This window comes from Paenarthrobacter sp. PPS72 (assembly GCF_048537125.1).
Classification (GTDB): Bacteria; Actinomycetota; Actinomycetes; order Actinomycetales; family Micrococcaceae; genus Arthrobacter; species Arthrobacter nitroguajacolicus_E.
The window spans coordinates 68,445-80,412 of the sequence record NZ_JBLYIE010000038.1 but is presented as its reverse complement, the minus strand read 5'-3'; the positions used below and the strand labels follow the sequence as shown (position 1 = coordinate 80,412).

11 protein-coding genes are annotated in these 11,968 nt (G+C 62.1%); 6 read left to right on the top strand and 5 right to left on the bottom strand.

From position 1 onward, the window contains the following. Positions 1-91 precede the first annotated feature (91 nt). Genes ACLRGI_RS15615 through ACLRGI_RS15590 form a run of 6 tightly spaced genes read left to right on the top strand, consistent with a single transcriptional unit; the run spans position 92 to position 6,451 of the window. A complete protein-coding gene (locus ACLRGI_RS15615) occupies positions 92-1,393 on the top strand; it encodes a DUF7847 domain-containing protein (RefSeq protein WP_419202529.1) in 1,302 nt (433 codons plus the stop codon). Positions 1,394-1,428: 35 nt separating this feature from the next. Further along, entirely contained in the window at positions 1,429-2,079 is a 651-nt protein-coding gene (locus ACLRGI_RS15610) for a DUF4129 domain-containing protein (protein WP_419202528.1), read from the top strand. After that, on the top strand, positions 2,076-3,278 hold the full coding sequence (locus ACLRGI_RS15605) for a DUF4350 domain-containing protein (protein ID WP_419202527.1): 1,203 nt from the start codon (positions 2,076-2,078) through the stop codon (positions 3,276-3,278). Before ACLRGI_RS15610 ends, ACLRGI_RS15605 begins: the two co-directional genes overlap by 4 nt. After that, a complete protein-coding gene (locus tag ACLRGI_RS15600; RefSeq protein ID WP_419202526.1) occupies positions 3,275-4,375 on the top strand; it encodes an AAA family ATPase in 1,101 nt (366 codons plus the stop codon). Before ACLRGI_RS15605 ends, ACLRGI_RS15600 begins: the two co-directional genes overlap by 4 nt. Positions 4,376-4,407: 32 nt before the next feature. Next, the gene (locus ACLRGI_RS15595; protein ID WP_419202525.1) at positions 4,408-5,700 is read left to right on the top strand and encodes a DUF58 domain-containing protein; all 1,293 of its coding nucleotides are present in this window, start codon (positions 4,408-4,410) and stop codon (positions 5,698-5,700) included. Between the two features lie 37 nt (positions 5,701-5,737). Beyond that, positions 5,738-6,451, top strand: a complete 714-nt coding sequence (locus tag ACLRGI_RS15590; protein ID WP_419202524.1) for a DUF4166 domain-containing protein — start codon at positions 5,738-5,740, stop codon at positions 6,449-6,451. A 12-nt stretch (positions 6,452-6,463) separates the two neighbouring features. On the opposite strand, the gene ACLRGI_RS15585 is transcribed toward ACLRGI_RS15590, so the two are convergent. The 5 genes from ACLRGI_RS15585 to ACLRGI_RS15565 form a co-directional block, all read right to left on the bottom strand. Next, positions 6,464-7,498: a uroporphyrinogen decarboxylase/cobalamine-independent methonine synthase family protein gene (locus ACLRGI_RS15585; protein ID WP_419202523.1), complete on the bottom strand. Its 1,035-nt coding sequence runs from the start codon at positions 7,496-7,498 to the stop codon at positions 6,464-6,466. Positions 7,499-7,501: 3 nt separating this feature from the next. Beyond that, positions 7,502-7,891, bottom strand: a complete 390-nt coding sequence (locus ACLRGI_RS15580) for a chorismate mutase (protein ID WP_054808477.1) — start codon at positions 7,889-7,891, stop codon at positions 7,502-7,504. A 173-nt stretch (positions 7,892-8,064) separates the two neighbouring features. After that, the gene (locus ACLRGI_RS15575; RefSeq protein ID WP_419202522.1) at positions 8,065-9,771 is read right to left on the bottom strand and encodes an ABC transporter ATP-binding protein; all 1,707 of its coding nucleotides are present in this window, start codon (positions 9,769-9,771) and stop codon (positions 8,065-8,067) included. Beyond that, positions 9,768-10,772: an ABC transporter permease gene (locus ACLRGI_RS15570; RefSeq protein ID WP_419202521.1), complete on the bottom strand. Its 1,005-nt coding sequence runs from the start codon at positions 10,770-10,772 to the stop codon at positions 9,768-9,770. Before ACLRGI_RS15570 ends, ACLRGI_RS15575 begins: the two co-directional genes overlap by 4 nt. Positions 10,773-10,774: 2 nt before the next feature. Continuing rightward, positions 10,775-11,866 carry an ABC transporter permease gene (locus ACLRGI_RS15565; RefSeq protein WP_419202520.1) on the bottom strand — a complete coding sequence of 364 codons (1,092 nt, stop codon included), beginning with the start codon at positions 11,864-11,866 and terminating at the stop codon, positions 10,775-10,777. Between the last annotated feature and the right edge of the window lie 102 nt (positions 11,867-11,968).

Sequence of the window (11,968 nt, the reverse complement as noted above, 5' to 3'; positions counted from 1 at the left end):
ATGAGGGACGACGGCGGGACTATAGGCTGGGTGCCAAGGTCCGTATGGGGGACGTCGGGAGTCGGCGGGCCGGACTTTATGGGAGGAAATCGTGTCACAACCGGAGCACGGCCGGAATCCGCCGCCGAACGGCCAGCCCGCTGGGGAAAACCGGCCGAACGGGGGCAACCAACCCCAGTGGGGCAACCAACCCCAGTGGGGCAACCAACCCCAGTGGGGCGGGCCCCCGGGATGGGCGGCTCCGCAAAGCGGCGGGCAGAACCAGAATTATCCAGGCCAGCCCGCTCCGGGGTGGCCGCCCGGGGCTCCTTATGGACAGCCCCTCTATGTCGCTCCCCCGAAGCCCGGCGTCATTCCCTTGCGCCCCCTGCAGTTCGGAGAAATTCTGGATGGTTCGTTCCAGACGATCCGCCGTAATGCCGCCTCCATGTTCGGATCTGCACTGATCGTGCAGGCCATCGGGGCAGTCTTCATTGGCATTGTGACGCTGGGAATGTTCCAGTTGTCGATGTCCCTTGAATCCGTCAGTTCAGAAGCAGAGTTCGCCGATGCGATGGGCCCGCTCCTTGCCTTCGTGGCCGGCACCCTGGGCGTTTCGGTGTTGATCGGATTCCTGGGATCTGTCCTGCAGGGAGTTCTGGTGGTGCCAGTCTCGCGCTCGGTTCTCAACCGTAGGACGGGTTTCAAGCAAATGTGGAAGCTTGCGGGCCCCGGAATCCTGCCGCTCCTTGGCGTTGCTGCGCTGCTCACGCTGGGCGGCTTGCTCGCCGCTGCCGCCGTCATCGGGATTGCGATCCTGCTGTTCACTGCCATGGGGCCCGGCGCGCTGCTTTTCGTCCTGCCCTTGGGGCTGGGGTCCGTTGTGGTGTTCGTATGGATCGGCCTGAAGTTGATGCTGGCTCCCGCCGCCATCGTGGTGGAAGGGACAGGCGTTTACGACGGACTTCTCCGGTCATGGAATCTGACCAAGAACAATTGGTGGCGCATCTTCGGCATCACGCTGGTTGTAGCGATCATGGTGGGAATCATCGCCCAGATCGTCCAGATTCCTGTGTCCTTGGCCTCCGCGGCCATTGGTGGAGTGGTTGCTCCCCACCCTGATCCCGACTCGATGACCTCCACCTTGGTGCTGACCACGGTGATTTCGACGGCGATCGGGGCTTTGGTGGGGTCAGTGACCTTTGCCTTTCAAGCATCTGTGTCGAGCTTGATCTATATGGACCTTCGAATGCGACGTGACGGCCTGGACGTTGAATTGATGCGGCTCATGGAAACCGGTTCCGATCCTGACGGTATTCCGGGCGGACCATCCACCGTGACCCGAAACAGCGTTTGGCCACCTAATGGCGGGCCGTACCCGTCCGTTCCCCCCGGGCAGCAGCCTCAGGCATGAGGGCAGCCGCGATTGACAATGCGCCGTTGGCATCCATGGAACCACCAGTTACACCGGACCGCGACGAAGCACGGCGTTGGGCCGCCGAGGAGCTATCGAATCCCAGGTACCCGGATGCAAGGCCTGGCTGGCTGGACCAGATGTGGCGCGATTTCCTGGATTGGCTGGCATCGCTGGATGGTGATGGGCTTGGCACCGGACCCGATCTTGCCGTTCCGTTGATCGTGGTCCTTGCCTTGGTACTCATCATCGCTGCCATTGTCTTCGTCCGGCCCAGGCTGAACGCCCGCAGGACAAGGGAGCACGGGGACCTCTACGGGGACGGCGAAACTGTCGGCGCCGAGGCCTACCGGCGAAGAGCGGCAACAGCAGCCGACGGCGGCAACTGGCCGGCCGCCGTCGTCGATCAGTTTCGCGCTCTTGTCCGTTCGGCCGAGGAACGCGACATCATTGATGCTCGGGCCGGCAGGACCACAGACGAAGCTGCCGGTCAACTGGGCCAGGTTTTTGGTACAGCACAAGACAGGCTGCTCGCCGCTGCCGGTGTTTTCGACGCCGTGCTGTATGGCGAACAGGCCGCGACGAGGGCAGATTATGAGTCTGTCCGCCAACTGGATGCTGACCTTCTTGCGCTAAAGCCCGACTTCGCGGGTCAAGCCCACGCCGGATTCGCGGTTCCCCGATGACAACCACCCTGGAAGGTATCACCCCGGGCAGCAACCACACCCCCTCCAAAAGACTTTCCTTGGGACAGGGTTTCAGCGCCTGGTTCCGGAAGCACCTCGCATGGATTGCCCTGGGCACCCTACTAGCTGCTTTGGTGACCTTCCTGGCTATCAACAGCGTCGCCGGTGCAACGGATTCCCGGCGGCTGTCGGCCCGGAATCCTGCACCCGATGGGGCCATGGCCGCAGCCGAAATCCTCGGACGCAACGGTGTATCCGTCACTCCAACAGACACGTTCGAAGACACACTGGAGGCGTTGTCTGCCAAGGACGAAGCCACAGTCCTCCTCTTTGACGCACAGGGCTTTCTGGACCGGTCCCAGCTGGAGGAAGTCACTGCCGCAGCGGACCGTGTTGTGGTGGTTACTCCACGACTCAGGACACTCAACGGACTGGATCAAGGCATTCGACCCGGCGGTGTGGTTCCGGAAGCTACACAGGCGATCGAACCCGGTTGCGACCAGGAAGATGCCAAGGCAGCGGGCCGGGTCTCCGCCCAGGGATCCGTCTTTTCAGGCCCCGTGGTCTGCTATCCCACCGGCGAGGGAGGACCGGGCTTGTACGCGGCTTCAGCCGATGAGCGGGTCATCGTCCTGGGCAGCAGGGAACTTCTGGACAATCAACACCTCGCCATCGAGGGCAATGCCGCCCTCGCCCTCCGGACCTTGGGGAACAATGCGGACCTCGTATGGTACATCCCGGGTGTCGGAGATATCTCCGCCTCAAATTCGAACCCCACCCTCAATGAGCTGGCGCCGCGTTGGCTGGCCTTTGCGGGCCCCTGGCTCGGCTTTGTGGCTCTCTTGGTTATTGCCTGGCGGGGCCGGCGCATGGGCCCCCTCGTTTTCGAGCCGCTGCCCGTGGTAGTCAAGGCCGCCGAAACAGCAGAAGGCCGGGCACGCCTCTACCAGGATTCACGGGCCGTGGGGCGCGCGGCAGAGAACTTGAGGGCAGGTACCTTGTCACGATTAGCCAGGCACTTCAACCTGGGAGCTGACGCCACCCCCGAAGCAGTAGTCGACGCAACAGCCCGCCATGTGGCGGGAGCGGCCCATGAAGTCCGCCTTGTCCTGATCGACTTCAAGCCGGAAAGCGAAGGACAACTGGTGCAGTGGGCACAACAGATCGAACGAATCGAACAGGAGGCGACCGCTCGATGAGCAGCCAGCCAAACAGCTATACGGACAGCAACAGCCACTATGCGGGCGGTACCATGCCTCAGCCGGATGGGCTGCGACGAGAAGCCCAGCAGCAGGAGGCACACCAAGGAACCGGACCTGCAGCGGATGGGCAGCACCACCCGGGCGAAGATCCTGCGCGCCAGTCGCTGCTGAACGTCAGGACCGAGGTGGGCAAGGCCGTCGTCGGTCAGGACCCCACCGTGACGGGGATGCTGATCGCCCTGCTTTGCGGCGGACATATTCTCTTGGAGGGTGTTCCCGGCGTAGCCAAGACCCTCCTGGTCAGGGCTTTGTCCACCGCTCTGAGCCTGGACACCAAGCGAGTTCAGTTCACTCCGGACCTCATGCCCGGAGACGTCACAGGATCGCTTGTTTATGACTCGCATACCTCTGAGTTCACGTTCCGGGAAGGTCCGGTGTTCACCAACATCATGCTCGCCGATGAGATCAACCGAACCCCGCCGAAGACCCAAGCCTCACTCCTGGAAGCGATGGAGGAACGCCAGGTTTCCGTGGATGGCGTGTCCCGCCCGCTTCCGAGTCCCTTCATAGTGGCGGCGACCCAGAACCCGGTGGAATACGAGGGAACCTATCCGTTGCCGGAGGCTCAACTGGACCGGTTCCTCCTCAAGCTGACCATGCCGTTGCCTGGACGGGCAGAGGAAATCGAGGTCATTCGCCGCCATGCCGACGGCTTTGATCCCAGAAACTTGTCCGCAGCCGGCGTCCGGCCCGTAGCAGGCGCCGTCGAGCTTTCCAACGCCCAAGCGGCTGTGGCACAAGTGGCCGTGGCCCCGGAAATCCTCTCCTACATCGTTGACGTTGTGCGCGCTACAAGGTCCGCGCCTTCTTTCCACCTCGGCGTTTCACCCCGTGGGGCCACCGCTTTGCTCAACACTTCCAAAGCGTGGGCATGGTTGTCCGGCAGGTCCTTCGTGACTCCGGACGACGTCAAGGCATTGTCGCTGCCATGCCTGAGGCACCGGGTGGGCTTGCGGCCGGAAGCCCAAATGGACGGCATCCAAGTGGACGATGTCCTGGGCAGTATCCTGGCGTCCGTCCCGGTGCCGCGGTGATCTCCGCACCAGCTTTGGTCGAGGGGGCCTGAGTGGCCATTACGGGTCGTTTCGTGTTGCTTGCCCTTCTGGGGTTGGTGCCCTTGGTGGTTTTCCCCGCGTGGTCCACCGTCCTGTTCGTGGCTGCGGGACTCCTGCTATTCCTGCTTACGGATCTTGCATTGGCGGCATCGCCCGCGAAACTTGCCTTGGATCGTGCGCAACCTGGAAACGTGACGCTTGAAGGCAGCGTTGACTCCGTTGTGACCGTCACCAACCCCACCCGACGCAAACTACGCGCCAGGCTAAAGGACACATGGCAGCCTTCGGCAGGTGCGATCAACCCTTCACAGTCCCTGGTGGTCCCGCCTGGCGAGCGCCGCCGCATGACAGTGGCCCTGGCTCCTCGCCGGCGCGGCGACCTCAAAAGCCCCCACGTGACCATCCGATCGTTGGGTCCCCTCGGAATGGCGGCGAGACAGCGCACCCGCGTCCTGCCTGGCCAGCTGCGGGTCCTCCCCCCGTTCCATTCGAAGCGTCATCTCCCTTCCAAACTCCGCAAGCTCAGGGAACTTGATGGCAGGGCCGCCGTGCAGATCCGTGGGGCAGGTACAGAATTCGACTCATTGCGCGACTACGTCCGCGGTGACGATGTCCGGTCCATCGACTGGCGGGCCACCGCGCGGCGGACATCCGTGGTGGTCCGGACCTGGCGCCCGGAGCGCGACCGTCGGGTGGTCATCGTGCTTGATACTTCACGCACGGCAGCGGCCAGAATCGAGGATGAACCCCGGCTGGATACAGGGATTGAGGCGGCGCTGCTGCTCGCAGTGCTTGCCGAGCGCGGAGGCGACCGCGTGGACTTCCTCGCCTACGATCGGCGGCTCCGCGCACGCGTTGAATCGGCGTCGAAAGGCAATCTGCTGGGTCAACTCGTCCAAGCTATGGCCCCTTTGGAGGCTGAACTGATTGAACTCGATTGGCAGCAGGTTCCCGCGCAGGTCCGGGCCGTTTCGGCGCACCGCTCGATGGTGGTGCTGTTGACGGCGCTCGACGGCGGCGCCCCCGAAGAAGGGCTCCTCCCCACGGTGGCCCAACTGTCCCGCCAACACGTCGTGGTAGTGGCATCGGTTCGGGATCCCCTGCTTGCAGCCATGAAAGAGGAAAGAACCACTGCCAGCCAGGTTTTCCGTGCAGCCGCTGCAGAACGCGCCCTGTTGGAGCGCTCCGCGGTGACGGCGCAACTCCGGCAACTCGGAGCCGAAGTGGTGGATGCCGAACCCCACGATGTCCCTCCCCTTCTCGCTGACGCCTACATTCGACTCAAAGCAGCCGGAAGGCTTTAGTCCCGGACTTTAGTTCCACGTACACGGAAGGACCGCCATGGACAGCCCCATCTACCAGTTGGCACTCGGTGACGAATTCACCAAGCTATCCCCAGAGCTCCAAGAGTATTTTTCGTTGGCGGCCGGCTCCGGATCGTATGGAATCGGCGAAGGAGTCTTTGACGTTGTCGGATGCCGGCAAAAGTGGTTGCGGCCACTGCTTGCACTGACAGGGAGCGAGGAGGCTTTCTTCCCGGAATACGGTGAGGGGATTCGGTTCCGGATTGAAAACCACGCCCATCTGGATCCCTTCGGGCGCCCCGCCCTTACCGCCCGCCGTGAGATCTACTTCCCCTCGGGTACACGGCTGTTCCACGATACGACGAGCGCCATCGTCACTGGCCCCGGCCACCGCGATGCCCGCTTGGTGGACCATGTGGGGAGTTATCGCCGCTTGGTCACGGATTTGGATGTCAGCGTGACCTCGGAGGGCCGCCTTCGTGGCGTGTCCAAGGCAAGCAGATTGTTCCTGGGCCCGTTGAGAATTCCTTTGCCGGACGCACTGGATGCACGTGCCTACGCGGAGCAGTGGTGGGACAGCGAAGAAGGCAAGCACCGCATCCAGGTCAAGGTCATCCAGCCCCAAATCGGTTTGGTGCTTGTATATGCAGGACGCTTCGATTACCGCTTGGCACCGTATCTGCCTGGAGCAGCCACTGGTACCACGCTCCCTCGCTACGCGGAACCGGACCGTTGGGAAAAGAGAATCTGATTCTTTTTTCAGTCAGCCCTGAGCCAGCTGGTCCAGGCCGTCAGCCACGTGGGTCAGTTTGGTCAGCACGGCCTTGGCCGTTGAAGGCTTGAAGTCCGCCAGTCCCGTCGATGGTGTGACGCGAAGTCCCGACAGGCCGGAGGCGGGAAGGCCCAGCTGCCGCCACGGCTTCCAAATGCTTTCAACAACCTCGGCCGTGCGTGGCAGTTGTGCCTGTGGGTCGCTGGTGGACAGTGCGCCGGCCCACACGCGTTTTCCGTCCTCGACGGCAGCGGCAAGCTGCTCCCATTGGCGTGTTGTCAGGGCTCTCAAGGGCACAGCGATGCCGTCAGCTCCGGAGGCGAGAATCCGGTCGATGGGCGCTTCGATTTCGGGTACGGAAACCACGGTCTCGGTGACGCCTGCAGTCTTGAGAGCGTCAATGACCACTCGCCACATACCGGTTACTTCCTCGCCGGATATGGACCGTAACGTTCGGTAGCCGCTCGCCGTCGGGATCGTGCCGGCCATAACGGAAGCGATGTCCGGCTCGTCGACCTGAACCACCAGACGGCAACCGGGGACAGCCGTGGCGATGCGGCTGAGGTGTCCTGCGACGCCGGCTGCCAGAGATTCCGCGATGTCCCTGCGGGCTCCATAATCCAGGAGCGCCCGTTCCCCATTGTGCAAGTGCAGATTGGCGGCAAGACTCATGGGGCCCAGCAACTGGATCTTGAACTCCGTTGCTGAGACATCCTCGGAGCCAGCGATGTCGGCCAGAATGTTGATGTCAGTCGAGAGCGCCGAACGGGCGCGTTGGGCATCCTTCCCTGGCCTGTCCACCAGGCGCCAGCCGTGCGGTTGGACATCGATCGCCAGATCGACCAGCAGGGAGCCTGTCCTTCCCACAGCATCCGAGCCCACCCCGCGATCAGGAAGTTCGGGCAGGAAAGGAAGATGGGGGTCTCCAAATTCTCCCCGAATAATCCGGGTTGCCTCAGCGGGGTCGCTCCCCGGCCACGGCCCCAGTGCGGTAGCGCTGGCGCGCAGGTTATCCACTTGCGTCATTGATCAGGCCTGCTGGCTGGAGATCTGGTGGTCCTCGGCGATTGCCTCGTGGTGGCGGATCACTTCACTGATGATGAAGTTGAGGAATTTCTCCGCGAAGGCCGGGTCAAGGTGTGCATCCTCGGCGAGCCGGCGCAAACGGGCGATCTGGGCCGACTCGCGGCCCGGGTCTCCGGCAGGAAGCTTGTGCGTGGCCTTAAGGATTCCTACCTTCTGGGTGGCCTTGAAGCGTTCCGCGAGCAGGAAAACAAGTGTTGCGTCGATGTTGTCGATGCTGGACCGGATGGAGAGCAGCTCATCCATGACGGCACGGTCCACTTGGCCGGCCAGGGAACTCGCTGCCGGGTTGAAGGAATCGGCGTCATCGGGAAGGGCATTGTTCTGCTCGGTCATGCACCCCAGTCTATGGTGTGGGGCGATACACCCGCGGGTGTTACCTCCGGCCGAAACAGGACATGAATTCGACGATATTACGGTGGTACCGCACCGCTTACCCGAAGGCAGGTATGCCGCTCAAGATGAGGGGGCATACCTGCCTCCTGTTCTACGGATTCCCGTGGAGGCCTCTAGCCGCCAAGCAGCGTGCGGTGCGCTTCCCGTCGTCGTGCTTGTTCGTCCGGGTCCGGCACCGGCAGCGAGGCAATGAGCCTCTTGGTGTAGTCGTGCTGCGGCGAGCCCATCACATGGTTGCCGATCCCCTGCTCCACCAGCTGCCCCTTGTACAGCACGCCAACCCAGTGGGACAACATATCCACTACCGCGAGGTCGTGGCTGATGAAGAGAGCCGCGAAGCCATATTGCTCCTGAATGTCCTTGAACAGGTCCAGGACTTTGGCCTGCACCGAGACGTCCAGGGCGGACGTCGGTTCGTCGGCGATCAGGAGGCGCGGGTTGAGGGCCAAAGACCTCGCCAAGGATGCGCGTTGCCGCTGCCCACCGGAGAGCTCGTGCGGGTACCGCTCCGCGTACGACGCCGGCAGCTGGACTGACTCGAGCAGCTCACCTACCTTTTTCCTCGCCTGGGCGGCGCCTGGCTTGGTGTGGATAAGCAACGGCTCAGCGACGCACTCGCCAATGGTGAGGTGCGGGTTGAAAGACGCAGCCGGGTCTTGGAAGACGAAGCCGATCTCCTTGCGAAGCGGACGGAAGGTACGTTCCCTGAAATCCAGCATCTCGTAACCTAGGACCTTCAAGCTGCCTCCGGTGGTCCGTGTCAGACCCGCGATGGCCCGACCGATGGTCGACTTTCCGGAACCGGACTCGCCCACCAGCCCAAAGACCTCGTTCTCTGACACCGTGAAGCTGACATTGTCCACGGCTTTGAACCCTTTCCTGCCGAAACGCCCAGGGTATTCGATGGTGAGGTTCTTCGCTTCCACCAGGATCTTGCCCTCCTGGTGGAGCCGTCCCCGGGCACCCTCGGAGGCCGAGTTTCGTCCGAGGTGCGGCACTGCGGCCAGCAGTTTCCTGGTGTACTCCTGCCGGGGTTCGGCAAACAGGACCCTGGAAGGAGCCTCCTCCACTACGTCGCCCTGGTACATGACCACTACGCGGTCGGCCAAATCCGCCACTACTCCCATATTGTGCGTGATGAGCACGATCGAGGTTCCGTAGTTGTCCCTCAAGTCCCGCAGGAGCTGCAGGATTTCGGCTTGGACGGTGACATCCAGTGCAGTGGTGGGTTCATCAGCCACGATCAGTCCGGGGTTAAGGGCCAAGGCCGCAGCGATGACTACACGTTGCTTCTGACCACCTGAAAACTGGTGTGGATAGTAGTTGACCCGCGTTTCAGGGTCCGGGATACCTACCTTGCGGAGTGCTTCGGTGGCCCGTTGCTTGGCCTCCTTGGCGGAGATTCGCCGTCCGTCCGTTGCGTGTGCCCGGATGCCTTCGGCGATTTGCCAACCTACGGTAAAGACCGGGTTCAGGGCCGTGGAAGGCTCCTGGAACACCATGGCCACATCGCGGCCGCGGATTTTGCGCAGCGTGGATTTGCTGACGCTGATGACGTTGTTGCCGTTGATCACCACTGCGCCTGAACTGACGGCGGTTTCCGGAAGCAGGCCCAGGATGGTCTTGGCCGTCACGGTTTTACCGGAACCCGATTCCCCCACGATGGCCACTACTTCACCGGCTCCAACGTCCAGGCTGACGTCTTTCACAGCGTGAACGTCGCCGCCATCCGTGGCGAACGTGACTTGGAGCCGATCGATGGTGAGTACCGGTTTATCGGTGCTGATCCGGTTCGACACATTTCCTAGGTTGGTGGTCATGGCTTGCCTGCCTCTGCCGGGTTTGAAGACGTTCCTGGTGCTGCTGGTGCGGCCGTACGGCCCGCGCGCTTGCGTCCACGGATGCGGGGGTCGTTGAGGTCGTTGATGCTTTCGCCCACCAGGGTCAGCCCCAGCACGGTAAGAACGATCGCGATGCCCGGGAAAACTCCTGTCCACCAGATACCTGACGAGGTATCAGCCAACGCCTTGTTGAGGTCGAAACCCCATTCCGCAGCCGAAGTGGGCTCAATGCCGAACCCTAGGAAACCAAGGCCAGCCAGTGTCAGGATCGCTTCGGAGGCGTTCAGGGTGAACATGAGCGGCAGGGTCCGGGTGGCGTTCTTGAAGATGTGCCGCCCAATGATGCGCACGCTGGAAGCCCCCAGCACCTTGGCCGACTCGACGAAGGGCTCGGCCTTGAGGCGGATGGTCTCTGCACGTATGACACGGAAGTACTGCGGGACGAAGACTACGGTGATGGAGAAAGCACACGAAAAGATGCCGCCCCAGAAACTGGATTGTCCGCGGCTGATGACAATGGAAATCACGATTGCCAGGAGCAGTGTGGGAAACGCATAGATGGCGTCTGCTACGACCACCAGAATCCTGTCCAGCCACCCTCCAAAGTATCCACTGAGCAGCCCAAGGGCGACTCCGAGGAACAGGGACATTGCCACGGACACAATGATGACTGTCACCGCCGTTTGCGAACCCCAGATCACCCGCGACAGGACGTCGTAGCCACCAACAGTTGTTCCCAACAGGTGCCTGGAGTTCGGGGGTTCCTGGGTGGGAAACGAACCGGATGCATCACTGAGTTGGGAGTAGCCATAGGGGGCAAGAAGCGGGGCGAAGATGCTCGTGAGGATGAACAGACCGCTGAGGACGACACCCACAATGAGCATGCCTCGCTGGAGTCCCACGCTTTTCTTCAGGTGGCTGATGACAGGAAGCCGGGAGAACAAGGGCTGCTTGGGTCTGGTCAACTGGGAAGTGCTCATGGTCAGTACCTCACTCGGGGGTCGATGAGCGCGGCGATGATGTCCACAATGAAGTTGGTGACGGCCACGATAATGGCCAGCAGCACTACGATTCCTTGGACGGCCACAAAGTCACGGGCATTCAGGTACTGCACCAGCTGATATCCCAGCCCCTTCCACTCAAAGGTTGTTTCTGTCAGGATCGCGCCACCGAGCATCAGCGCAATTTGCAGGCCCATGACTGTGATGATGGGAATCAATGCAGGCTTGTAGGCATGCTTGGTCACCAAGCGGAACTCACTGACGCCGCGGGATCGCCCGGCTTCGACGTAGTCCTTCCCCAGCGTTCCAATGACGTTCGTGCGCACCAGGCGCAGGAAGACACCGGCGGTCAACAATCCCAGGGCTACCGCGGGGAGCACTGCGTGGGCGGCGATGTCTCCCAAGGCCGCAAAGTTGCCACTGCGCAAGGCATCCAACCAATAGATGCCCGACGGTGCAGCGAGGCCGCCCATGGTCAGTTCCGTCCGGGTGGAGGCTCGACCAGCCACGGGGAACCATCCGAGCCATACGGAAAACGTCAGCTTGAGGAGCAGTCCGGAGAAAAACACCGGTGTGGCGTAGCAGAGGATGGCGAAGAACCGCAGAAACGCATCAGGAGTCTTGTCCCTGTGCTGTGCCGCAATGAGACCGAACGGGATGCCCACGGCGAGCGCGACGAGCAGTGCATTTATCGAAAGCTCAAGCGTGGCTGCGCCGAAAGTGGTGAGCACTTCCACCACAGGTCGCCGGTCTGTGATGGTGCTGCCGAAATTGCCTGTGATGAGTTGCCCAAGGTACTCGAAGTACTGGACCAAAACGGGCCGGTCGTATCCGGCCTCCTGTATTCGCTGGGCCAGGACGTCCGGGGGCAGACGTCCACCTTGGGATGCCGTGATGGGATCGCCAATGACCCTCATCAGGAAGAAAACGAGTGTGACCAGTATGAAGACTGTGGGGATGATCAGGAAAAACCTGACCACGATGTATCTGCCGAGCCCTCCCCCGGCTTTGGATTTGCTCTTGGGAGCAACGATGCCGGGTTCAGCCTCGGGGACCTCTATAAGTGTTGTCATTGTTACCTGCATTTCCTGCCCGCGGATTGCGCGGGGTTGTCTTTTGCGTGCCGGCCACGTGGGCGGTCAGCAAAGGAGGCGGGACACCGGATCAGTGTCCCG